Here is a 22,573-nt window from a genome sequence, read left to right as displayed (position 1 = left end):
CCCGCCCCGCCCCCACACCGTTGGAGTGACCGATGAGCCGACCGACGCAACGAGCAGACCGCACCGTGCCTCCCGACGGGCACCTCACCACCCGGAACCTTCCCGAGCCGATGTCGTTGCGCCGCATGGTCGGTCCGGGCGTCGTGGCGGTCGGCATCGGCATGGCGGCCGGGGAGATCATCCTGTGGCCGTACCTCACCGCGATCGGCGGGCTGGGCCTGCTCTGGCTGGCCTTCGCCACGCTGGCCGTGCAGTTCGTCATCAACATGGAGATCGAGCGCTACACCCTGGCCACCGGGCAGACCGCCGTCGCCGGTTTCTCCCGGTGGTGGAAGGGCTGGGGCATCATCATCTGCCTGGCCGGTGCCTTCCAGTACGTGTGGCCGGGCTGGGCCACCAGCGGCTCCACGGTGTTCACCTACCTGGTCGGCGGGGGCGATCCGGTCTGGATCACCGTGGGCGTGCTGGCCGCCATCGGCGTCCTGCTGTCGCTGTCGAAGGTCATCTACAAGACCGTCGAGCGGGTCGAGATCGTCAAGGTCGGCCTGACGCTGTTCTTCCTCGCCGTCGTCGTGGTCTTCGTCATCTCCCTGCCCACCTGGGGTGAGGGCGCGCGGGAGAGCGTCACCGGCTTCGGGCAGATCCCCGAGGGCATCACCTTCACCCTGCTGCTCAGCGCCATCGGCGCCGCGGGCGCCGGCGGCGTGCACAACCTGGTGCTCAGCAACTGGATCCGCGACAAGCGGTACGGCATGGGCGCGCACGTCCCCCGGCTCATCTCCCCCATCACCGGCCAGGAGGAGGCCGCCGGCGGCGACCGGTACACGTTCCCCCAGGACGACGAAAACCTCGCCCGCTGGCGGGTCTGGTGGAAACGCGCCAACATCGAGCACTTCTTCGCGTTCCTGCTGGTCTGCTTCCTGACCATCACGATCATGAGCCTGCTGGCCTACGAGACCCTGTTCGGCCGCGACGACCTCAAGTCCGACCCGTCGTTCCTGCGGATCGAGGGTGACGTGCTCGCCTCGGAGGTCGGCGGCTGGCTGAAGCTGCTGTTCTTCGCGATCGCCGCCGTCTCGCTGTGGGCCGCCGCGATGGGACTGCTCGACGTCATCGGCCGGGTGGCCAGCGACTTCGTCCGCCGCAACTACCTGGCCGGCTCGGCCCGCTGGACCGAGGCCCGGCTCTACCTGGCCGTCGTCTGGGGCGAGATCGTGCTGGGCTCGCTGATCCTGCTGGCCGGCTTCACCCAGCCGCTCGGCCTGCTGATCGTGTCGACCTGCGCCGCCTCGGTGGTGACCCTGCTGTACTCGGCGCTGCTCGTGCGGCTCAACCGTAAGGACCTGCCCGAGGCCATCCGGATCGGCGGCTGGCGGCTGGGTGGGCTGCTGGTGGCGATCGGCTTCTACGGCTTCTTCGCCGTGGCCATGGTGGTGACCCAGCTGCAGAAACTCTGAGGACCCCGATCAGCTCGCCGACAGCCGCAGGTGGCGGTGGGCGGCCATCCGTACGGGTGCGTTGGCTTCGCCGAAGCCGTCGTAACCGCCCTGGCGCTGGAGGATCTCGAAGAAGACCCGCCCGCCGTAGACCGGGGTGTACAGGTGGAACAGCTCACCGCCGCGGAAGTCCCGGTCGTAGAGGATGCCGTGGCGGCGCAGCCGCTCGACGAGGTCCCCGGGCAGCGCGAAACGGGCGACCAGGTCGGCGTAGTAGTTGTCCGGCACCGGCATCGCCGGGCCGCCCAGCCGCTCCACGGCCGCGGCGGTGGCGAAGATGTCGGCCGTGGTGAAGGCGACGTGCTGCGGATCCACCACGGCCGGCGCCCACTCGCCGCGGCGCAGCAGGGCCACGGTCAGGGCCAGCCGGATCGTCCGGTGCGCGGTGCTGAACGCCCGCGAGCGCATGAGCCCGAACGGGGCCGCGTACTCCTCGGTGGTCAGCTGGGTCAGCCCGAGCACCGAGTGGTAGAACAGCCCTGCCTCGTCGAAGTGGTCGAACGGCTGGGCCAGCCCGAGGTGATCGGTGCCCCGCAGCCCGGCGTCCACGGTGGGCTGCTCCCCGGTGGCCAGGAAGTCGGCCCGCCAGTCGTTGTCGTCGGCACTGAAGAACACCGAGGTCCCGTCCGGGGCGGCCACCGCGGCCAGGTCCGCCTCCCGGAGGCCTCGGGCCCGGGGCAGCGCCGGGGCCAGCAGTGCCTCGGCCCGCGCCCGGGACCGTTGCGGGTCGGCGCTGGTGAGCGCGAAGGCGCTGAGGGCGGCGGTGCCCGGATCCTGCGGGCGGGTGACCGCGCTGTTGAGGATGACGCGGCACGTTCCCTGCTCCCACAGCTCGACCGGCTTGGAGCGGTGCTGGCCGGTGTGGGCGAAGCCGAGCCCCCGCAACGCCTCTTGCAGCACCGGCCCGGAACGGCCGTCCACCGTGAACTCACTGAACGCGTGCACCGACAGCGCCGGCGCGGCCGGCAACCGGCGTACCTCGATCGCCGGGGGCTGCGCCGGGAGGCTGTCCTCCAGGCTGATCAGCGAGCGCATCGCGTCGATGGCCGTACGCCGGGGGTCGGCCTGCCGGAAGACGTCGTTGAACACCTCCAGCGACAGCGGCCCGGCGTAGCCGGCGGCCAGCACCCGCTGGACGAAGCCGGTGAGGTCGAACGTGCCCTGGCCGGGGAACAGCCGGTGATGCCGGCTCCACTGCAGGACGTCCATGCGCAGGTGCGGCGCGTCCGCCAGCTGGAGGAAGAAGATCTTGCCCGGCGTGATCCGCGCGATGTCGTCGGTGCCGGCCTCACGCGACAGGACGTGGAAGGAATCCAGGCACAGGCCGAGCGCGGGGTGATCGGCGTCCCGCACGATCCGCCACGAGTGGTCCCAGGTGGACACGTGCCGGCCCCAGGCCAGCGCCTCGTAGGCGATGCGCATCCCCCGGGCCTGGGCCCGGTCGGCCAGCAGAGCGAGCTGCTCGGCGGCGAGAGCGTCGTCGTCGATCGCGGCCGGGGAGACCGACGAGCAGACCAGGACGGTGTCGGCGCCCAGCTCGGCCATGACGTCGAACTTGTGCTCGGCGCGGGCCAGGTTGGCCGCCAGCAGCGGCGCGGGGACCGCCTCGAAGTCACGCAACGGCTGGTACAGCTCGATGCCGAGCCCGAGGTCGGCGCACCGGGCCCGTACCTCGGCCGGCGACCAGGGGGCCACCACCAGGTCGTTCTCGAACAGCTCGATGCCGTCGAAGCCGGCCGCGGCGGCTGCGGCGATCTTGTCGTCCAGCGTCCCGGAGACACACACCGTCGCGATCGACCGGCGCAGACGGCTCGCGGTCATGGCTCAGTCCCCGGACCGGCCGAGGTAGCCGACGACCATGTCGGCCAGCATGGTCCGGTAACGGTCGCGGGCGGCCGGGTCGAGCAGGTCGCGGCCGAACAGGGCGCCGAAGGTGTGCCGGTTGGCCACCCGGAAGAAGCAGAACGCGCTGATCATCATGTGCACGTCCAGCGCGTCCACGTCCGCGCGGAAGGTGCCGTCGCGCTGGCCCCGGGAGAGCGCCTCCTGCAGGACGCCGATCGCCGAGCTGTTGAGGTCGACCAGCCGCGCGACCTTGGACATGTTCCTCGCCTGCTGGGAGTTCTCCACCCCGACCAGCTTGATGAACGTGGGGTGCGCCTCGTGGTGGTCGAAGGTGACCTCGGCGATGCGGCGGATCGCCGCCACCGGCGTCAGGTGCTCGACGTCGACGGTGCGTTCGGCCGCCCGGATCTCCGCGTACGCGCGCTCCAGCACCGCCAGGTAGAGCTGCTCCTTGCCGCCGAAGTAGTAGTAGATCATCCGCTTGGTGGTGCGCGTCCGCGCCGCGATCTCGTCCACCCGGGCACCGCTGTAGCCCTGGTCGGCGAACTCCCGGGTGGCGACGTCGAGAATGTCCGTACGGGTACGCCCGGCGTCGCGCCGGCGGTCGGCCTCGGGTTCTGGTGCCGCTGCCCGGCTCATCACGCTCCTTGTATACGAACTAGTCCGTACATCATGCCTCATGAATCCGTCAGGCGTGACCGCCGCCCGGCGTACCGTGGAAGAGCGTGCGACGGTCCGGCCGGCGACGCAGAAAGGTCTCCCCTGATGGCCCGCTTCGACGTGTCCCTCGACGTGCGCGCGCCGGCTTCCCGCGTGTGGGCGGAGCTGGTGGACTGGCGCAAGCACGCCGACTGGGCGCCGCTGACGAGCGTCCGCATCACCAGCGCCCGCCCCGACGGGGTGGGCGCCGTCTTCGTCGCCCGCACCGGGATCGGCCCGCTCGGCTTCGACGATCCGATGACCGTGGTGCGCTGGGAGCCGCCCGCCGGTGACGCCCCGGACGACGCACCCGGCCGCTGTGACGTGGAGAAGCACGGCCGGGTCGTGCACGGCCGGGCCTGGTTCGTGGTCACCCCGCTGCCGGGCGGCCGCAGCCGGGTGGTGTGGAGCGAGGACATCACGGTCAGCCCGCACCGGCTGACCAGGCTGACCGCTCCCCTGCTGTCCGTGGTCGGCAAGGTCGGCTTCGCCCAGGTGCTGCGCTCGATGGCCCGCGAGGCCGAACGCCCCCTCGGCCGGGCCTGACGCCCGCGGCGTCAGCCGCGCTTGAGCCAGTGGTCCAGCCAGGCGAAGGCCTCGTCCTGCATCTCACGGACGAAAACGTGGCCGAGACCCGGCCACACCTTGGTGCTCAGGCGGTGCCGCGCCCGCTGGGAGGCCCACACCGCCTGCATTTTGGCGTACGCGACCTCGACGCCGGCCGCGGTGAAGAGCGGATCGGTCTCCCCGTCGAGCACCATCATCGGCCGGGGCGCGGCGATGCTGGCCACGTCCGGGATGTCGAGGTAGCGGGGCAGTCCGGGATGCAGCATGAAGAACGCCGACTGCCCGCGCAGCGTGTTGTTGCCCGGGACCATCATCTCCTTGAGCCCGGTCATCCAGCAGGCCGAGACGGTGGCCGCGATGTGGTCCGACAGGGCCGCGACCTGCCACGCCCGGTAGCCGCCGAGGGAGAAGCCGACGGCGGCGATCCGGCGCCGGTCGATCTCGGGCAGCGTGGCCAGCATGGCGGCGGCGCGGACGTCCTCCCGTGCCATCAGCCCGGACAGCGACGACCCCAGGTTGAAGAGGTTGCTGGCCAGTGCCTGCTGCCCCTCGTAGGTCAGGCCGCCGCGGTCGCCCCAGCCGAGGGCGTCGACGGCCAGGACCGCGTACCCCCGGCGGGCCAGTTCGTCGCCGATGAACCGGCCGGAGAAGTACCGCTGCGCCCAGGCCTGCGCCGACGCCCGGCGGGTGTCGTCGTACCAGGGTTCGATCAGCTTCTCCTTGCCGATGTCGAACTTCGCGCCGTGGTCGTGCAGCAGCAGCGCCGCCGGGAACGGCCCCGGCCCGTCCGGGACCAGCATCGACGCCCGGACCCGGCTGTGCCGGGTGACGTTGAAGAGCACCAGGCGCCGCCGGTAGCCGTCGTGAGCCTGCTCGTCGACGATCTCGACGTCGAAGGGCGAGCTGTCCTCGGGCTGCCACAGCAGCTCCTCGACCTTGGCGCGGGCCCGCCGCTGCCAGGTCCGGAAGCCGAGCCGGCGGTTGCGGCTCCAGGCCAGCGGGAAGTCCAGCTCGGCCTTGAGCTGCTCGGCGAAGACGGGCAGGCCGCCGTCGACCACCGCAGGCCCCTCGAATTCCGGGGCGGCGAACCCAGCCGGGCCGGCCGCTGCCGCGAGATCCGGGGCCGGCAGGTGGCCCGAGGCCAGGGCCAGCGTCGGCAGAGTGACGAACGCGCGGCGCTTCATCCATTCCCCTTTGTCGATGGATGTCGACCGTAGAAGCGGCGCCGCACCGCTGTCAACGCTGCCCCGCGCGAGCGGACCGGGTGCCGCGGCAGGACCGCGGCACCCGGTGGCGTGCCGGTCAGGCCGGGATGTTCGTCACCCCCAGGCCGTGCCCGGCGAAGGTGATCAGGTCGGGCATGGTGAAGTCGCCGGGGGTCGCCGACGGCAGGAACGGCTTCCAGTCGGGCTGGTTGCGCAGGTACGAGGAGGCGTCCTTGGCCAGCAGCCCGAGGAACACCTCGGCGACGATGCGGCCGCCGACCTGCCCGAGATGCCGGCCACCGGCCTGCACCTGGGCCTCGCGCAGGATGTAGTACCACAGCGGGGCGGGGCCGCCACCGGGCAGACCGAGGTCGTCGTCGGACAGCACGTCGGCCGCCATGTGGTGGGCCACGTCCTGCCCGGACGGCAGCAGCAGGCGGGCGCCGCGGGTCAGGTTGCGGTCGATCAGCGACGGCCGGTTCGCGGCGATCTCCGGCGGGAGCGCGGCCAGCGGGTCGGCGAGCTTGGTGTCGATCAGCCGGGACTTCTGCAGCGCCTCCTTACCGGCCCCGTCGATCTCGAAGAAGCGGGCCCACTCGATGGTCCAGAACCGGGGCAGGATGCGGAAGCCGCCGAAGTGCCCGAGCGGGTTCTCCTCGGAGATCGGCTTGGCCGTGAACGTCGGCAGCGGCCCGACCAGGGTGTTGAGCTTGTACCGGCCGCGGATCATGGAGTGCCCGAACCGGTACGCCGCCACGGAGAACTCGACCGGCATGTACGGGTCCTGCTGCCACAGGTAGAACTGCCGGTCGACCCGCGGATACCGGCCGCTCTCGTCCAGCACACTGCCGAGCATGTCGGCACCGACCGAGCGCCGCAGGAAGTCGTGCACCACCATCCACTGGTAATGCCACCGCACGATCCGCTGGGCCGCCTCGAACGCGGTCTCGCTGCCCCGCCGCAGCGTCGGGTCATCGTGCACGCGGTCGACCACCGCGTTGTGGAACTTGAGCATGGTGAGCTGCAACTGACTGACGAAGGTGTTCTCGTCGTTGCGGGGATCACCGAGCAGGGCGGTCTCCTGCGCGTTGCGGGGCAGGTCGTCCTCGTCGTCGTGGTGACCGATCAGCAGCTTCTCACCGCCGGAGTCCTTGTCGTAGAGGAACGGGTCGTCGACCGGCCCGCGCCCGTAGACGCAGTCGAGGTCGAAGCGCGGGCTGCGGAAGTTGGTCAGCGCGTCCGGGTCGTTCTGCCGGTCGAGGCTGGACACCGGGTCGAAGGTGAGGTCGTGGTCGATGAACTGGCCCAGGTAGGTGTAGCCGGCCGGGATGTCGGGGTTGTCGGACTCGGGGCTCGGCCCGGTCGCGTTCTCCTTCATCAGCTCGGCGATCTGGGCGATCCGCTCGTCGCTCGGCACGAACGGCGGCAGCCGGAACATCCGCCCGAACCTGCCCTCGTGCAGCCGGGACACCGGGACATAGGACAGGCCGCGTAACTCGTAGCCGTGGCCGCGCGCGGAACGGCGTCCGTAGCCGAGACCGTGACCGGAGGTCGCGCCGGCGACGAGCTGCTCGGCGGTACGCGGAGCGTGGACCTGCGGCGTGGATTTGTGGTTGTCGACAGACATGGATGTCCCCTCGGAAGGCAGCAGGCGTGGGATGACGTGGGCACTCACCGCGGGTGACCGAGCGGCGTCCAGCCCCGTCGGGCGACACCACGACCGTCCGGATTCCGGCCCGTGACCAGCCTGGACCCGGCACCGGCCGCGGGCAACGAAGTGTCGTTGATTACGCACCGCAGCACCCTCCACCACGCCCGCCGCGTCCCGCGGGACGTCGGCTCTGCGCCGCAGCACGGTGTCCTGCCCGGTCAGGAAGCGAGCGCCGGGCGGACACCGGACCGGAGACACCGCGGCGGTGGGCGCGACCAGCACGCCCACCGCCGGCTGATGTTCGTCGGATCAGTGGGTCCGCGGGTCGGCGTCGTTGCTGCGGCTGCCGGCCTTGGCCAGGCCCCGGCTCACGAGGTATCCGATGGTGAGCAGGGTGATGTACCACCACGCCTTGTCGGCGGCGAAGTAGTCGCTGCCGTCGTTGGCCGCTCCGTCGCCCACGGTGTACGAGGCGATCAGGACGCCGGCGACGGCGGCGAGGTAGACGAACAGCTCGGTGGTCTTGTACGACGGCTTGGTCTCCTCGCCGCGGACGCGGGTGTGCTTGACGTCGAGACCGTCGTGCGCGTGGGTCGTGGTAGCCATGAATATCACTCCAGGGGGTCATATGTCGGGCCGCCAGGTGGCGGCCGGACCGGGGTACCCCGCGCCTGGCCGCCCAATCAGTGATCTCCCAGTTTTTTCCCAGACTGTTGCCGGCCGCTCCACGTGACACCGCGGTGACGCACACCCGACACGGCCGGCTCACGGCCGGAGAACCCTTCACATGCGGGTGTACCGTTGCGTCCTGGTACCACCTCCGACCTGCCCCTTGATCATGGTGAAGTGACCGATGCCCCTCTCCGCCACACTGACCCATGACGCGATGTTGTACGGCAGTGACGACGAGTTCGTCTCGGCGCTCGTGCCGTACGTCCGCGAGGGGCTGGAGCACGACGAGGCGCTGGTAGCAGCGGTGACCCCGGCCAACATCGCCCTCCTGCGGGACGCGCTCGGCGCGGACGCCGCCGCGGTCTCGTTCATCGATCGCAACGAGTGGTACCGGCGGCCCGCGACCACGGTGGCCGGCTGGCAGCGGCTGCTCACCGACGCCCTCGCCCGTGGGCACAAGGGCATGCGTCTGATCGGCGAGGTCGGCTTCGGCCCCCGCCGTCAGCACCCCACGTGGACGCGGTACGAGGCGGCTCTCAACGACGTGTTCGCGCAGGCGCCGGCGTGGATCGTCTGCCCGTACGACACCCGGACACTGCCGCCGGCGCTGCTGGACGACGCCCGCCGGACCCACCCGGCGACCTTCCACCCGCGGCGCTGCCCCAGCGAGCACTACCTGGAGCCCGAGCAGTTCCTGCGCAGCGTCGCCGAGCCGATGCCGCCGATCACCGGGCCGCCGGCGCTGAGCCTGGACGTGGCCGAGGGGGTGGCGGCCGCCCGTCACGCTGTGTCCGCCCTGCTCGCGGCGGCCGGCTGGGCGGGCCTCGACCGCGGCGACGATCTGATCCTGGCGATGTGCGAGATCGTCACCAACAGCGTCCGCCACGGCCGGGGCCGGCGGGAGCTGCGGGTATGGGCGCACGGCAGCACGGTCACCTGCGAGGTCAGCGACGAGGGCGCCGGTGTCGCCGATCCGCTGATCGGCTACCGCCCACCCGCGCAGGACCTGGCCGGTGGCCGGGGACTGTGGATCGCCCAGCAGCTGTGCGATGCGCTCACGGTCATCCGGCGCGACGCCACAACCGTGGTCCGCTTTGCGGTCACCCTGCCCGCCTGATCCGGCTTTTTCATCGCGGCGATGACGGGGGCCCCGGCACTCGCGCACCGGGGCCCAGGAGGCTACGGATCAGAACACCAGCTGCCGGCGGTGCCGCCGAGCCGGGGCGTTCGCGTCTTTGTCGTCTGCGTCTTTGTCGTTCCTCGCTGTTGACCAGAGAAACGTTAACCGAAGGCTCCGAGGAAGTCTAGGTGGCTGCACCGAGATTTTCTGGTGCCTCACCCGAAGGGTGAGGTGTCGGACGCGGGGCTGCTGGCGCGCCGAGGGTCGGCGCCGGCCTCGGTGCTGCGGGTGTCGCCGTGGCCGCCGTGCCAGTCGAGGATCAGCATGCAGGCGTCGTCGGGCAGCGTGCCGCTGGAGCCGGCGACCGCCAGGACCTCATCGGCCAGCACCCGGACGAGTTCCCTGGGGTGCAGCTCGCCGAGGTCGTGCAACTTCCCGGGCAGGTCCAGCGCCGCGGCGCCGCGTTCCAGCATCCCGTCGGTGAGCAGGACCAAGCGGTCTCCGGGTTGCAGCTCGAGCTGGGTGGCCTCGAAGGGCCGCCGGCCCCGCACGCCGAACGGCCGGTTGACGGGCAACGCGACAGGCTGCGCGACACCGTCGCGGACCAGCAGCGGAGCCGGGTGCCCGGCGTTCACGACGGCGAGGGAGCCGGTCCGCAGGTCCAGCCGGCCGAGAATGCCGGTGACGAAGAGCGACCGGTCGGAGGCGTTCCCGACCAGCGCCTGGTTCGCGGCCTCGGCCTGCTCGAGCAGGGTGCTGCCGCGGCGGCGGGCGTTACGCAGCCCGCCCACACAGAGGGTGGCCGTCAGCGCACTGTGCACGCCGTGCCCCACGGCGTCGGTGATGCTCAGGTGCAGCAGGTCGCGGGCCAGGCTGTAGTCGAACGTGTCCCCGCCGATGCTCGCGGCGGGCTCCAGCCAGGCCGCCAGGGTGAACGAGTCGGCCTCACAGGTGAACGAGGACGGCAGCAGGCGCCGCTGGATCTCCGCGGCGAGGGTGAACGGTGTCGTGCGCTGGCCCCATTCGAACAGGTCGGTGTGCCGGCGATTGGCGATCACCACGAAGGCCAGGGTGTGCGCGGCCCGCGACACCCGCTGCACGATCTCCTCGGACGGCGCGGTGGACAGGGCGATCTCCAGCAGGCCGATCGCCTCCCCGCGCTGGGTGACGGGCGCCCGCACCACGCACAGGTCGCCGGACTGCTCGACGAGGGCCCGCTGAGCGCGCAGCGCCTGCTCCTGCGGGCCACCGTCGAACGGCAGGACCAGCGCGACGTCCTCGTCCTGGCGGCGCTCGCCCGACACGGCACCGACCGGCAGGTGGACCAGGCGCACCAGGGCGCGGCCGCTCATGTCGGCCACGAGGAACGACACCCACACCGCGTCGAGGCGCATCCCGATCTTGCGGGTCACCGCCCGGACGGCGTCGACCGGAGGTGCCTTCTCGACGGCGAGCAGTACATCGTTGAGATCCATACCGCTCGTCTCCCTGGTGGTCACGGGACGGAGCATAGACGCGCCGCCCGGCGCCCAGCGGTCAGTGCACCAGACGGCGCAGCGCCCACCACGCCATCGGCAGATAACCCGCGACTGCGGGCGCGAAGCCGACCACGGTGAGGCCGGTCCGCGTACCCGTGGCGGTGGCCTCGACGGTGTGCAGCAGGGTGAGCTTCACCCCGGCCGCCGACGCCGTCCACGACCAGGTCCGCACCGGACCCGCGGCGTCGACGCCGATGACCTGGAAGGTCACCGGCAGACCGACGGGCCCGCGCACGACGCCGGTGGTGCCGGGGGCGAGCAGCTCCCCCGGGTAGTCGACCGAACGGATCTGGGGTGACCACTCCGGCCATCGTTGCGGGCGCACGTAGCGGTCCCAGACGTCGTCCGTGGCGCGCGGGCCCTCGACGGTGATCTCACGGCGCAGGGCCGGCCAGGCGAATCTCACCCACCCATGGTGCGGCACGGCGGGCGATCCGGGGCCCGGGCAGCGATGAGTTCCCGGGCCGGCGCCGGTCTTATCACCATGGCCGCCCATTTCTCCGTCGGCATGACGGTCACCCGCGCGGACGTGCCCGTCCTCTGCGCCGGCCTCGCCGACCTGCTGCGGGGGCGTACCGGCAGCGTCGTGATCTGCGACGTGGCCGGCGTGGCCCGGCCCGACGTGGTGACGGTCGACGCGCTGGCCCGGCTACGCCTGACCGCCCGGCGGCACGGCTGCGAGCTCGTCGTCGGTGGCGCCGGCCCGGAGCTGTCCCGGCTGTTGCGGCTGGTCGGCCTGACCGACGTCCTGCCCCAGGTGGGGCGGGAGGCCGAACAGCGGGAACAGGCGGGCGGTGTCGAGGAAGTTGGTGACGGCCGTGATCCGCCCGGCTGAGATCTCCAGCACGATCAGCGCCCAGGGGTCGTGGCCCGTGCCGCCGGTGCTGCGGCGGTACTGACCGAAGGCGGGCATGCCGTTGGCCGTCACCGGCACCAGGCGGGAGCCGCGGCAACCGCTGCCCGTGCCGGCCATCCAGGCGGTGATGTCGGCGGTGCCGCGGAACCACAACGGCAGCGGCGGCATGGACAGGGTCGCGTCGTCGTGCAGCAGAGCCGTCAGCGCCGTCAGGTCGTACGCCTCGAACGCGCTCACGTACCGCGCGAGCAGCGCCTTCTGCTCGTCGTCGAGCGGGGTGCGCGGGTCGGAGGTGGTGTCCGCGGCCGCGATGGTGGCCCGGGCCCGTTGCAGCGCACTGGTGACACTGGCCACCGACGTGTCGAGCAGCTCGGCCACCTCCTGCGCCGACCAGGCCAGCACCTCACGCAGGATCAGCACGGCCCGCTGCCGCGGCGGGAGGTGCTGCAACGCGGCGATGAACGCCAGCCGGACCGACTCGCGCTCGGCGACCACGGCGGCCGGGTCGGCGCCCTCGGGCAGCAACCGGCTGTCCGGCACCGGCCCGACCCAGATCTCGTCCGGACGCGGCTCGCCGGGATCGGTGGCCCGCCCCGACCCGGCCGGGCCGAGATCCATCGGGCGCACCCGGCGCTGGGCGCTGTCCAGCATCGTCAGGCAGACGTTCGTCGCGATCCGGTACAGCCAGGACCGCAGGGCCGCCCGGCCCTCGAAACGGTCGAAGCCGCGCCAGGCCCGGACCAGCGTGTCCTGCACGGCGTCCTCGGCCTCGAACGCGGACCCGAGCATCCGGTAGCAGTAGCCGGTCAGCTCGGGCCGGTAGGCCTCCAGCCGCTGCTCGATCGCCACATCCTCCACCGGCTCAACTTAGCGGGCCGGTGACCGATTAGTTCGCGCCGCCCGCCCGGTCTACCCCCCGTCACCTCAGCAACCGGACACCAGGGAGTCACCATGACCGGCACCGGCCAGTACGCCGACGTCAACGGCATCAACCTCTACTACGAGTCGCACGGGACCGGCGCACCGCTGATCCTGCTGCACGGCGGCCTCGGCTCGGGTGAGATGTTCGGGCCGATCCTGCCCGTGCTCGCCGACCACCACCGGGTCATCACCGTCGACCTGCAGGGCCACGGCCGGACCGCCGACATCGACCGGCCGCTCGACGTACGCCTGATGGCCGGCGACGTCGCCGCCCTCATCGACCACCTCGGCCTGGAACGGCCCGACGTGGTCGGCTACTCGCTCGGCGGCGGGGTGGCCTTCCAGGTCGCGTTCCAGTTCCCGGAGAAGGTCGGGCGCCTGGTCGCGGCGTCGGCCAACATCCGCCGCGACGCGATCTACCCCGAGATGCTGCAACAGCAGGGCCAGGTGAGCGCCGCAGCGGCGGAGTTCATGAAGGAGACCCCGATGTACGAGCTCTACCAGCGGGTGGCCCCGCGCCCGGAGGACTTCCCGCGGCTGCTCGACAAGATCGGCGTGGCGATGGCCCGGGACTTCGACTTCACCGAGGAGGTCCGCGGCCTGCGGGTGCCGACGCTGGTGGTGGCGGCCGACGCCGACATGGCCCCGCCGAGCCACTTCGTCGAGGTCTTCGGCCTGCTCGACGGCGGCCTGCGCGACGGCGGCTGGATGGGCGAGTCCCGGCCCAAGGGCGGGCACGCGCTGGCCCTGCTGCCGGGCCTAACCCACTACAACCTGTTCCTGTCGCCGCTGTTCGCCGCGGTCACCCTGGCCTTCCTCGACCAGAAGGAGTGAGCCCGGGTCAGTCGCCGGGGTCGGTGCGGGGCGGCGCCTCCCCGGCCCCGGACTGCACGAGGTCCTCCATGGCCGACACCTCCCGCAGGTCCGCCCGCCGCTCCCTCTCGTCGGCGGCGCGATCCCGGGCCCCGTGGCTCGCGTTGCGTTGCTCCTCGAGGCGGTCCAGCCGGCGCTCGCGGTCGTCGAGGCGAGCAGCGCGGGCCGCCGCCTGCCGGGAGTCTGCGTCCATGCCGGTGACTATCCCCCAGGAACGCGCTCATCACCACGGCCGCTCCGCCCCATGTCACCCGGCCGGGGCTACAGCTTGGCCAGGAACGGACGGATGAGCGCGGCCACCTCGTCCACGGCGGACTCCAGCAGGAAGTGGCCGCCGTCGAGCAGGTGGATCTGAGCGCCGGGCAGGTCGGTGGCGAACGCCTGGGCACCGGCCGGGCCGAAGATCTCGTCACCGCGACCCCACACCGCCAGCAGCGGCACCTGGCTGGCACGCAGGTACTCGTGCAGGCGCGGATACAGCGGCGGGTTGGTCGCGTAGTCGGCGAACAGGCTCACCTGGACGGCGTCGTTGCCGGGACGCGACACCAGGGCGAAGTCGTGCAGCCAGGTCTCCGGGTCGACGAGGGTGGGATCCGCGACGCCCGTGAGGTACTGCCAGCGGATCGCCTCGCACGTCAGCGCCCCGCGGACGGCGGCCTCGGACTGCGGGGTCCGTTCCCGGTGGAAGTCCCACACGGTCGTCCAGAAGCTCTCGACGAAGCCGGCCTCGTACCCGTTGCCGTTCTGGGTGATGATCGCGGTGATCGCGGCCGGGTCGCGCAGGGCGAGCCGCCAGCCGATCGGGGCGCCGTAGTCCTGCACGTAGATCGCGTAGCGGGTGACGCCGAGCTGCTTCAGCAGGCCGGCCGTCAGCGCGGTCAGCGCGTCGAAGGTGTAGCCGAACTCGTCGGCCGGGGGCGCGTCGGACAGGCCGTACCCGAGGTGGTCCGGGGCGATGAGGTGGTAGTCCTCGGCCAGCAGCGGGATGAGGTTGCGGAACATGAACGAGCTGGTCGGGAAGCCGTGCAGCAGCACGAGCACCGGCTTACCGGGGGTTCCGGCCTCCCGGTAGAAGAGCCGGTGCCCGTCGACGGTCGCGTAGCGGTGATGGATCGCAGCCATGACTAACCTCCATGAGAGCTTTTGATGGTTAGACACAAGCAGGCGATGCTATAACCTGTCAAGGGACTTATGGAGGTTAGGCATGATCGAGCTCGGCACCGGCGCCGACGACGCGGCCCTGTTGGCGCTGCTCAACAGCGCTCCGATCGTCGACGGCACTGTCCGGGACGCGCTCGGCGACGACAAGGCCGCCCGTGCCTGGCTGCGGGCGTACGCCCCGGATGTGCCGGTGACCGATCGACAGCTCCTGCGTGCGGCTCGCGATGTGCTCCGGGCGGTCGTCCGCGGTGAGCAGCCGCCCGAATCCCTGACCCCGTTGCTGGACGGCGTACGGCCCCGCCCGGAGATCTCCGGCACCGGCCTCAGCTGGGCGCTGGACGTCGACGGCGGGCGAGCCGTCGTGGTGCGCGCCGTCCTGACCTGGGATGCGCTGGTCAGGACCAGTCCGGGGCGGCTGCGGCCGTGCACCAACGACGAGTGCGCGCTGTTCCTCATCGACCGGAGCAAGGCCAACAACGCCCGCTGGTGCTCGATGGCCACCTGCGGCAACAAGATGAAGGCCCGCCGGCACTACGAACGCTCGCGGCGTCCGCGGCCGGCGGGCGGCTGAGCTCAGGCGGCGGCCAGTGCCTCCGTCGGCGCCAGCCGGGCGGCCCGGATCGCCGGATACAGACCGGCCACCGCCCCGATCACCACGGTCGCGGCCACGCCGCCCAGCAGCACCCACACCGGGACCACCGTCGGCCACGCCTGCGTCGTCGCGTAGAGCGCGGTCACCGCGAATCCCAGCAGCACTCCCCCGGCCCCGCCGGCCAGCGACAGCAGCAGCGACTCCGCCACGAACTGCACCCGGATCTGGCCGCGGGTGGCCCCGAGCGAGCGGCGCAGGCCGATCTCCGCCCGGCGTTCCAGCACCGAGATCACCATCGTGTTGGCCACCCCGATCCCGCCGACCAGCAGCGCCACCGCCCCGAGCCCGAGCAGCAGCTGGGTGAAGGTGCGGTTGGTGGCCTGCCGGGCCTGGAGCGCGTCGGAGGGCCGGGAGACCTTGACCTCGTCCGGGTTCTCCGGGTTCGCCGTCGCCGCGAGCACGTCGCGCACGGCCGTGACCTGGGCGTCGTCGGACCGGGTGTAGACGGTGGTCGGGTGCCCGTCGAAGCCCAGGTACGACGCCGCCGCGGGCCAGCCGACCAGGACCGCCGAGTCGAGTTCCGGCGCCAGCGGCACCGGCGCCAGCACCCCGGTGACGGTGAACCACCGTCCGCCCAGGTAGACCGCCGGCACGGACCCCAGCCGCCGCGCCGCCGTGGCGCCCAGCACGACCGCCGGATATCGCGCGGTCGCCGCGTTGAGCCACGACCCGGACGCGACCGTGGCGCCCACCGTGGACGGCAGGTCCAGCTGGGCCGCGGCCACCGAGATGCCGCCCGTCTGCGCTTGCGGGATCCGGTCGGTCCGGTACACCGCCGTGTCCGGGACCGTGCCGGTCGCGGCCACCGCGCGCACCGGCCCGATCCGCTCGATCATCGACACGGACTCGTCCGGCAGCGTCGCGTCGTCGCCGAACATGGTGTTGCCCGGGCCCACCGTGAGCAGGTTGGTGCCCAGCGCCGCCAGGGCCCGGTCCAGGTCGGCCCGGCTGGACGACGAGATGCCCACCACCGCGGTCATCGCCGCGATGCCGATCGCGATGCCCAGCGAGGACAGCACCGCGCGCAACGGCCGGGCCCGCAGGCCCGACAACCCGACTCGCATCAGGTCGGTGACCCGCAACCGGGCCGGTGTAAGGACAGTCACGGTCAGCTCACCCGCCCGTCGCGCATCGAGATCTGCCGCGGCAGGCCGGCGGCCAGCTCCCGGTCGTGAGTGATCACCACGACCGTCGTGCCGGCCGCGTGCAGCTCGCGCAGCAGCTCGACCACCCCGGCCCCGGCGACCGAGTCCAGGTTGCCGGTCGGCTCGTCGGCCAGCAGCAGGGCCGGATCCCCGGCGACCGCGCGGGCCATCGCGACCCGCTGGCGTTCCCCGCCGGAGAGCTGGTGCGGCCGGTGCCCGAGCCGGGCCCCGAGACCGACCCGGTGCAGCGCGGCCTCGGCGCGCCGCTCCCGCTCCTTGCGGGGTACGCCCGCATACAGCAGGCCGTCCGCGACGTTGGCCACCGCGGTACGGCCGGAAGCCAGGTGGAACTGCTGGAACACGAAGCCGATCCGGCGCGCCCGCAACGCCGACAGTTGCCGGTCGGAGAGCCGGGACACGTCGTGCCCGTCGATCCGGACCGTGCCCGCCGACGGCCGGTCGAGGGTGCCGATGAGGTGCAGCATCGTCGACTTGCCGGAGCCGGACGGGCCGACGACCGCGGCCAGTTCGCCGTACTCGACGCTCAGGTCCACCCGGTCCAGTGCGGTGACGCCGCCGGGGTAGGACTTCGTCGCGCCGGCCAGTTCGATCACTGTCATGACGGCATGCCCACCGTCGTGCCGGCCGCGATGCCGCCGCCGGAGACCTCGACCCGGCCGTCGGCGAACAGGCCGGTCTCCACCGCGGAGATGCTGCTGCGGCCGCCGTCGACGACCTCCAGGCCGTACCCGCCCTCGGCCAGCGCGAGCAGCGCCGCGACCGGGACGGTCAGCACGCCGGGCCGCTTCGCCGCGGTGAACTCGACACTGACCGACGCCTGGTCCAGGCCGGCCGGCGCCTTGGCGAAGCCGATGGTCACCGACAGGCTGGTCGACGCCTCCTGCTGGCCCTCGGCCGGCGTGACCACGGTCTCGACACCCTTGATCGTCCCGGCGACCTCCTTGCCGTCGGGCAGGGTCACCCGCACGGCCGCGCCCTTGCGGGCGAGCCGCTGATCCGAGATCTCCAGCTCCACGGTGGCGACCCGGCCGGTGCCGGTCGTCTCCAGCAGGTCGGTGCCGGGTTGCACGACATCACCCGGCTCGGCCGCGCGGCTGTCGACCCGGACCGCGCCGCTCGCATAGACAATCTGCGCCGGGTCGACCGTCCCGGTCTCGGCCAGCCCGAGGTCGTCCTGCCAGTCCCGGACGGCCGAGGCGGTCGCCGACGAGTACGTCCGGTCCACGGTGAAGCCGCGGTAGCCCAGCGCCCACAGGTTCCGCTCGAACTGCTTGACGTCCCTGCCCGTGTCCCCCGATGACAACGTCCTATACGCGGGCAAGGAGCCGTACAGCAGCACGACCGGGTCGTCGTCGATCCGGTACAGGGCCTGGCCCCGGGTCACCGTCGAGCCCTCGGCGGCGAGTGCGGTGACGGTGCCCGAGAGCCGGGAGGCGTGCGCGGTCGGGTCGCCGTACCCCAGCTCGCCGTCGGTGGTCTCGGTGTCGACCAGCGTCTCCTTCTTCACCACCGCCGTGGCCGTCGGAGCGGACGCCTGCGCCTGCTCCTGCGCGTCCGGCAGGGCGACCACGACCGCGGCCGCGGCACCCGCCGTCAGCGCCACAGCCGCCGCGGCGTAGACCGTCCGCCGGCTCATCCCGCGCTCTTTTCCTGGGTCTTGGCGCCGCCGGGGCCGCTCGGCCGGAACTTCGAGCAGGCCTCGTCGGCCTTGTCGAAGGTGGGGTCGCCGGGGCCCGTGCCGATCTTGTCCCCGTCGAGCCGGACGCTGCCGTCGGCCTGCGGGTCGGGGAAGTTCGGCACCCCGTTGTCGCGCATGCACTGGGCCATCCGCCGGGCCTGTTCGAGCTGTTGCGGGTCGGCCTGGCCCCGGTCGCCCCCGTCGGGCGCCCACTGTTTGCAAGCCGCCATCGCCGCGTCGACCTTCGCTTTGTCCGTACCCTTGGGGATCTTGATCTGCAGCCCGCCGCCCGGCTGGGGGTCGGGGAACCAGCTCATGCCCTGCTCGCGCATGCACTGGGAGAACTTCAGGGGCGCGTCATCGTCCTGGGCGGCCGCGGCGCTGGCGCTCGCCGTGGGCGCACCGCCCGCCGAGGCGACCTGGTCGCCCTCCGCCGCCTTCCCGCACCCGGCCGCCGCCATGGTCAGCAGCAGGCCGAGCGCCAAGATCCTGGTGGTCCGCATCGTCGTCTCCTCGTCGGCGGCCGGGCGGCCGCCACGGGAAGCAGTGAAGTCCCCGGCGGGTTTCCCGGCCGTCACGCCAAACCGTGACGCCCAGGTGACGTGACCTTGGGCCACCATGGAGGCATGCGCATCCTGGTGGTCGAGGACGAGCCGCTGCTGGCCGACACCGTCGCGGCGGGTCTGCGCCACGACACCCACGCGGTGGACGTGGTCTACGACGGCGCCGCCGCGCTGGAACGGGCCGGGGTCAACGACTACGACGTGGTGATCCTGGACCGGGACCTGCCCGGCGTGCACGGCGACGAGGTGTGCCGGCAGCTCGCCGGGCGCGACACCACCGCCCGGATCATCATGCTGACCGCGGCGGCGGACATCGACGACCGGGTCGAGGGGCTGGCCCTGGGCGCCGACGACTACCTGCCCAAGCCGTTCGCCTTCCGCGAGCTGGCCGCCCGGGTCGCGGCGCTGGGCCGCCGGTCGCGGCCGGCCGCGCCGCCGGTGCTGCGCCGGGCCGGGATCAGCCTGGATCCGCACCGGCGCGAGGTCTTCCGCGACGGACGGTACGTGCCGCTGTCCCGCAAGGAGTTCGCCGTGCTGGCCGAGCTGCTGCGCGCCGACGGTACGTCGGTCTCGGCCGAACAGCTGCTGGAGAAGGCCTGGGACGAGAACGCGGATCCGTTCACCCACGCCGTACGGATGACGATCCTGAAGTTGCGCCGCAAGCTCGGCAACCCGCCGGTGCTGCTCACCGAGCCAGGAGTGGGGTATCGGATCGGATGAAGCTCACCGTGCGGGGCCGGCTGACCCTGGTGTACGGCGGCCTGTTCCTCGCCGCCGGCGTCGTCCTGCTGGGCTTCACCTACGTCCTGGTGAAGCAGCAGCTGCCCGCCAAGGCCCTCATCACCGGCGGTGGCATGGCCGGGCAGCCACCGCCGGACGCGGCGAGACCCGACGTCATCTTCCAGCGGGTCGTCGAGGACACCCGCGACGACGCGCTGTCCGCGCTCATCACCCAGGGCGGCATCGCGCTGCTGGTGGTCGGGGCCGCCGCGATCGCGCTGGGCTGGCTGATCGCCGGGCGGATGCTGCAACCGCTGCACCGGATCACCGACGCCGCCCGGCGCATCGCCGAGTCGCCGGCGGCCGACCGCGGCCTGCACGAGCGCATCGCGCTGGCCGGACCGGACGACGAGATCAAGCAGCTGGCGGACACCTTCGACCTGATGCTGACCCGGCTGGACCGCTCGTTCGACGGCCAGCGGCGGTTCATCGCCAACGCGTCGCACGAGCTGCGTACCCCGCTGACCCTCAACCGGACCCTGCTGGAGGTCGCCCTGCGCCAGGAGCAGGCGTCACCGGAGGTACGGCAGCTCGGCACGACCCTGCTGGCGATCAACGACCGGCACGGCCGGCTCATCGACGGGCTGCTGCTGCTGGCCCGCTCGGAGCGTGAGCTGACCGAGCGCGCCTACGTGGACCTGGCGGACATCGCCTCGCATGTCTGCGGGACCGACATCCAGCTCGAGCTCGCGGAGGCCACCACGGTCGGAGACCCGGTGCTGCTGGAACGGCTGGTGCAGAACCTCGTCGAGAACGGGGCACGGCACAACGTGCCCGGCGGCTGGGTGCGGGTGGCCACGTACGCCAAGGACGGGCGGGCCACGCTGGAGGTCAGCAACACCGGACCGATGGTGCCGCGGTACGAGGTGGAGGGCTTGTTCGAGCCGTTCCGCCGGCTCGGTACCGACCGGCTGGCCGGGCCGGGCGTCGGGCTGGGCCTGTCGATCGTGCGCGCGGTGGCCCGGGCCCACGACGGTGACGTGCACGCCGTGCCGCGCGACGAGGGCGGCCTGGTCGTGACCGTCACCCTGCCGGCGGCGTACTGAAGCGGTCGCCGGAAAACCGGTGGCCGCGCGGTTCCGTACGCCGTTACCGTGCTCGCGCCCTGTCTCCTCGGTGAGGACATGCCGTTGTACGTCCTGTGAGACCTCCTGAGCGCTGATTCATCGCGCGTCGCCGCTGGGCGACGTGCGCCTTTTCGCTGCGGACTTCTCACTGGGACCGGTGTATCTCCATGTCCAGAAACTGGGTGGTCGTGCCCACCCGCCTGCCCCTCGTCATCCGCCGCTGCCACGGGTGCGCCTCGCAGCGCTTCCGGGCGAGCGGCAAGTTCCGGGTCAACGCCAACCACAAGCTCATCGACGCCTGGCTCCTCGCGCTGTGCACCGGCTGCGGGGAGACCACCAAACTCACCCTCTTCGAACGCGTGACGGTGCGTTCCGTCCGGCCGGAGATCCTGGACCGGCTGCACGCCAACGACCTCGGCCTGACCGCCGAGCTGCTCCGGGATCCGCTCGTGTGGCGCCGCAACCGCGTCGCCCTCGACTGGGACGGCGCCTGGCGCCTCGACACCGGCGAACCGGACCAGCCGGACGGCGAGGCGATCGAGGTGGTGGTGCGTTTCGCGGCGCCGATCCCGGTCCGGCCGGTGCGCCTGATCGCTGACGGCTTCGGGTTCTCCCGGGCCGAGGTCGCGAGACTGCTCGCCGAGGGATGTCTCGTCTCGGCGGTCCGCCTCACCGGCAGGCTCTCGGGCGACTTCACCTTCACGCTCAAGCGCTGAGCGTTCCGGCAGGCCTGTCCGGCGTGATCCGCCGGGCGGGCCTGCTGGCCGGTTGCTGCCAGGCTCCGGGTCCGTGGTCGCCACCGGCCTACGGTGCCGTCATGGTGAGTTTCGAGAATCTTCTCGCCGCCCGGCCGGACGAGTGGGGCCGGGCCGCCGACACCTGGGCCGCCCTCGCCCGCGAGTCCGAGGACGCCGCGAACGGCATCTTCGAGCGGGGCTCGGCCAAGGTCGCCGAGAACTGGACGGACCAGGTGGGCGCCGAGGCCGGCGCGAAGCTCGACGCCCTGGCCAACTCCTACCTGACCGCCGCCGGCACGATGCACGGCGTGGTGTCCATCTTGTACGGCCTCGATGACTCGATCGGCCCGATCCGCCGTTCGCTGGAGTCCGCCGTGGACTACGCGCGCCGCAACGGCTTCACCGTCGACGCCGACGGGCGGGTCACCGCCCCGGCCGGCAGCACAGCTCCGCCCGAGGCACTCCGCGAGGCCGACGCGCTGATCCGGGAGGCGCTCGACTCGGCGACCCGGATCGACGTCGAAGCCCGCAACCAGCTCGACGAACTCGCCGCCGCGGTGTTCAACACCGACCGGGACTGGGCCGTCGACCACGTCCAGGCCGACGCCTCCCGCTCCCAGGTGGAGCTGCTGGCCGAGGCCCTGCCGATCGGCCGGGACCCGGCGACCGTGGCCGCCTGGTGGAACGCCCTGCCACCGCAGGACCGGGCCGCGTTCGAGCGGGCCGTCCCGGTCGAGCTCTACGACCTGCCAGGCCTGCCGGAGGACGTCAGAAGCCGGCTGGAGGGCGACGGCGGCTACAACCGGGTCGAGGCGGTGCGCTGGGCGCAGCAGAACGCGTTCAACCCCGACATCGACATCTTCGACAACAACTGCGCCAACTTCGTCTCGTACGCGCTGTCCAACGCCGGGCTGGCGCCGAAGCTGGACGACTTCGGCGGCGCGTACCAGGACGGCTGGAGCCAGGGCGTGCAGACCGGCTGGGACGCACTCGACGCCCGGGACTACACCCACACCCCGGCCTGGACGGTGTCGGACCGGCAACGCGACTTCTTCCTGGAGAACGGCGGCAGCGAGATCCCGCTCTCCGGCGCCCAGCCCGGCGACGTCATCTACTGGGAGCAGGCGGCGCCCGGCGGCCCCATCGCCGAGGGCGGCGTGCACCACGCCGCGGTCGTCACGTCGGTGACCCCGGACGGCGACGTGCACTACACCCAGCACACCGCCTCCCGCCTGGACGCCAGCCTGGACGGTCGGCTGCCGACCAACGAGGTGGTCGAGGGTGACCAGCGCGTGGTCATCGTCCGGCCCCGGCAGGGCTGGTAGG

Annotated in this window: 23 protein-coding genes and 1 pseudogene; 10 read left to right on the top strand and 14 right to left on the bottom strand. The window is 72.3% G+C overall.

The genetic code is table 11. The annotated features are described in order from the left end of the window. Positions 1 to 32 precede the first annotated feature (32 nt). A complete protein-coding gene (locus ACQP2Y_RS22525) occupies positions 33 to 1,457 on the top strand; it encodes an Nramp family divalent metal transporter (RefSeq protein ID WP_433731366.1) in 1,425 nt (474 codons plus the stop codon). 9 nt (positions 1,458 to 1,466) lie between these two features. Here ACQP2Y_RS22525 and ACQP2Y_RS22520 read toward each other — a convergent pair whose 3' ends face one another. Then, positions 1,467 to 3,317, bottom strand: coding sequence for a bifunctional sugar phosphate isomerase/epimerase/4-hydroxyphenylpyruvate dioxygenase family protein (locus ACQP2Y_RS22520; RefSeq protein ID WP_433731364.1), 1,851 nt, complete (start codon positions 3,315 to 3,317; stop codon positions 1,467 to 1,469). A 3-nt stretch (positions 3,318 to 3,320) separates the two neighbouring features. After that, on the bottom strand, positions 3,321 to 3,980 hold the full coding sequence (locus ACQP2Y_RS22515) for a TetR/AcrR family transcriptional regulator (RefSeq protein WP_433731362.1): 660 nt from the start codon (positions 3,978 to 3,980) through the stop codon (positions 3,321 to 3,323). A gap of 126 nt (positions 3,981 to 4,106) precedes the next feature. Between ACQP2Y_RS22515 and ACQP2Y_RS22510 the strand changes: the two genes are divergently transcribed. Beyond that, positions 4,107 to 4,586, top strand: a complete 480-nt coding sequence (locus tag ACQP2Y_RS22510) for an SRPBCC family protein (protein WP_433731360.1) — start codon at positions 4,107 to 4,109, stop codon at positions 4,584 to 4,586. 11 nt (positions 4,587 to 4,597) lie between these two features. Here the strand turns inward: ACQP2Y_RS22510 and ACQP2Y_RS22505 are convergent, their stop codons facing one another. From ACQP2Y_RS22505 to ACQP2Y_RS22495, 3 genes are all read right to left on the bottom strand, one after another. Next, positions 4,598 to 5,791, bottom strand: coding sequence for a dienelactone hydrolase family protein (locus ACQP2Y_RS22505; protein WP_433731358.1), 1,194 nt, complete (start codon positions 5,789 to 5,791; stop codon positions 4,598 to 4,600). Between the two features lie 118 nt (positions 5,792 to 5,909). After that, positions 5,910 to 7,439, bottom strand: coding sequence for a peroxidase family protein (locus ACQP2Y_RS22500; RefSeq protein WP_433731356.1), 1,530 nt, complete (start codon positions 7,437 to 7,439; stop codon positions 5,910 to 5,912). Between the two features lie 333 nt (positions 7,440 to 7,772). Continuing rightward, positions 7,773 to 8,069: a hypothetical protein gene (locus ACQP2Y_RS22495; RefSeq protein ID WP_433731354.1), complete on the bottom strand. Its 297-nt coding sequence runs from the start codon at positions 8,067 to 8,069 to the stop codon at positions 7,773 to 7,775. A gap of 247 nt (positions 8,070 to 8,316) precedes the next feature. Between ACQP2Y_RS22495 and ACQP2Y_RS22490 the strand changes: the two genes are divergently transcribed. Next, on the top strand, positions 8,317 to 9,252 hold the full coding sequence (locus tag ACQP2Y_RS22490; RefSeq protein WP_433731352.1) for an anti-sigma factor RsbA family regulatory protein: 936 nt from the start codon (positions 8,317 to 8,319) through the stop codon (positions 9,250 to 9,252). A gap of 218 nt (positions 9,253 to 9,470) precedes the next feature. Here ACQP2Y_RS22490 and ACQP2Y_RS22485 read toward each other — a convergent pair whose 3' ends face one another. Together ACQP2Y_RS22485 and ACQP2Y_RS22480 are read right to left on the bottom strand one after the other, a co-directional pair. Next, positions 9,471 to 10,754 carry a PP2C family protein-serine/threonine phosphatase gene (locus tag ACQP2Y_RS22485; protein WP_433731350.1) on the bottom strand — a complete coding sequence of 428 codons (1,284 nt, stop codon included), beginning with the start codon at positions 10,752 to 10,754 and terminating at the stop codon, positions 9,471 to 9,473. 37 nt (positions 10,755 to 10,791) lie between these two features. After that, entirely contained in the window at positions 10,792 to 11,199 is a 408-nt protein-coding gene (locus ACQP2Y_RS22480; protein WP_433731348.1) for an SRPBCC family protein, read from the bottom strand. Positions 11,200 to 11,205: 6 nt separating this feature from the next. On the opposite strand from ACQP2Y_RS22480, the pseudogene ACQP2Y_RS22475 reads away from it, so the two are divergent. Further along, positions 11,206 to 11,484: pseudogene (locus ACQP2Y_RS22475) on the top strand (STAS domain-containing protein); the annotation flags it as partial. Here the strand turns inward: ACQP2Y_RS22475 and ACQP2Y_RS22470 are convergent. Further along, positions 11,443 to 12,507, bottom strand: coding sequence for a sigma-70 family RNA polymerase sigma factor (locus ACQP2Y_RS22470; RefSeq protein ID WP_433731346.1), 1,065 nt, complete (start codon positions 12,505 to 12,507; stop codon positions 11,443 to 11,445). The pseudogene ACQP2Y_RS22475 and the gene ACQP2Y_RS22470 overlap by 42 nt on opposite strands. A gap of 93 nt (positions 12,508 to 12,600) precedes the next feature. Between ACQP2Y_RS22470 and ACQP2Y_RS22465 the strand changes: the two genes are divergently transcribed. Next, positions 12,601 to 13,404, top strand: a complete 804-nt coding sequence (locus ACQP2Y_RS22465) for an alpha/beta fold hydrolase (protein WP_433731344.1) — start codon at positions 12,601 to 12,603, stop codon at positions 13,402 to 13,404. 7 nt (positions 13,405 to 13,411) lie between these two features. Here the strand turns inward: ACQP2Y_RS22465 and ACQP2Y_RS22460 are convergent, their stop codons facing one another. Together ACQP2Y_RS22460 and ACQP2Y_RS22455 are read right to left on the bottom strand one after the other, a co-directional pair. Further along, on the bottom strand, positions 13,412 to 13,636 hold the full coding sequence (locus tag ACQP2Y_RS22460) for a hypothetical protein (RefSeq protein ID WP_433731341.1): 225 nt from the start codon (positions 13,634 to 13,636) through the stop codon (positions 13,412 to 13,414). A 68-nt stretch (positions 13,637 to 13,704) separates the two neighbouring features. Further along, positions 13,705 to 14,565, bottom strand: a complete 861-nt coding sequence (locus tag ACQP2Y_RS22455) for an alpha/beta fold hydrolase (RefSeq protein ID WP_433731339.1) — start codon at positions 14,563 to 14,565, stop codon at positions 13,705 to 13,707. A gap of 82 nt (positions 14,566 to 14,647) precedes the next feature. Between ACQP2Y_RS22455 and ACQP2Y_RS22450 the strand changes: the two genes are divergently transcribed. After that, positions 14,648 to 15,175, top strand: coding sequence for a CGNR zinc finger domain-containing protein (locus ACQP2Y_RS22450; protein WP_433731337.1), 528 nt, complete (start codon positions 14,648 to 14,650; stop codon positions 15,173 to 15,175). Positions 15,176 to 15,177: 2 nt separating this feature from the next. Here ACQP2Y_RS22450 and ACQP2Y_RS22445 read toward each other — a convergent pair whose 3' ends face one another. From ACQP2Y_RS22445 to ACQP2Y_RS22430, 4 genes are read right to left on the bottom strand one after another with little or no spacing between them, the layout of a single operon-like run. After that, complete coding sequence (locus ACQP2Y_RS22445; protein WP_433732025.1) at positions 15,178 to 16,320, bottom strand: ABC transporter permease; 1,143 nt, start codon at positions 16,318 to 16,320, stop codon at positions 15,178 to 15,180. A 44-nt stretch (positions 16,321 to 16,364) separates the two neighbouring features. Beyond that, positions 16,365 to 17,021: an ABC transporter ATP-binding protein gene (locus ACQP2Y_RS22440; protein WP_433731335.1), complete on the bottom strand. Its 657-nt coding sequence runs from the start codon at positions 17,019 to 17,021 to the stop codon at positions 16,365 to 16,367. After that, positions 17,018 to 18,058 carry an efflux RND transporter periplasmic adaptor subunit gene (locus ACQP2Y_RS22435; RefSeq protein ID WP_433731333.1) on the bottom strand — a complete coding sequence of 347 codons (1,041 nt, stop codon included), beginning with the start codon at positions 18,056 to 18,058 and terminating at the stop codon, positions 17,018 to 17,020. Before ACQP2Y_RS22435 ends, ACQP2Y_RS22440 begins: the two co-directional genes overlap by 4 nt. Beyond that, positions 18,055 to 18,603 carry a hypothetical protein gene (locus ACQP2Y_RS22430; protein WP_433731331.1) on the bottom strand — a complete coding sequence of 183 codons (549 nt, stop codon included), beginning with the start codon at positions 18,601 to 18,603 and terminating at the stop codon, positions 18,055 to 18,057. The genes ACQP2Y_RS22435 and ACQP2Y_RS22430 overlap by 4 nt, the downstream gene beginning before the upstream one ends. A gap of 123 nt (positions 18,604 to 18,726) precedes the next feature. Between ACQP2Y_RS22430 and ACQP2Y_RS22425 the strand changes: the two genes are divergently transcribed. The 4 genes from ACQP2Y_RS22425 (at position 18,727) to ACQP2Y_RS22410 (ending at position 22,572) form a co-directional block, all read left to right on the top strand. After that, positions 18,727 to 19,383 (top strand): response regulator transcription factor, encoded by a 657-nt coding sequence (locus ACQP2Y_RS22425; protein ID WP_433731329.1) that lies wholly within the window; start codon positions 18,727 to 18,729, stop codon positions 19,381 to 19,383. After that, positions 19,380 to 20,489: a sensor histidine kinase gene (locus ACQP2Y_RS22420; protein WP_433731327.1), complete on the top strand. Its 1,110-nt coding sequence runs from the start codon at positions 19,380 to 19,382 to the stop codon at positions 20,487 to 20,489. Before ACQP2Y_RS22425 ends, ACQP2Y_RS22420 begins: the two co-directional genes overlap by 4 nt. 188 nt (positions 20,490 to 20,677) lie before the next feature. Next, the gene (locus ACQP2Y_RS22415) at positions 20,678 to 21,226 is read left to right on the top strand and encodes a DUF1062 domain-containing protein (protein ID WP_433731325.1); all 549 of its coding nucleotides are present in this window, start codon (positions 20,678 to 20,680) and stop codon (positions 21,224 to 21,226) included. 101 nt (positions 21,227 to 21,327) lie between these two features. After that, a complete protein-coding gene (locus ACQP2Y_RS22410) occupies positions 21,328 to 22,572 on the top strand; it encodes an amidase domain-containing protein (RefSeq protein WP_433731323.1) in 1,245 nt (414 codons plus the stop codon). Position 22,573 lies beyond the last annotated feature (1 nt).

The sequence above is a fragment of the Actinoplanes sp. CA-051413 genome (assembly GCF_050955795.1).
Lineage (GTDB): Bacteria > Actinomycetota > Actinomycetes > Mycobacteriales > Micromonosporaceae > Actinoplanes.
The sequence above is the reverse complement of the archived record's forward strand: the minus strand, read 5'-3'. Positions and strand labels throughout refer to the sequence as shown.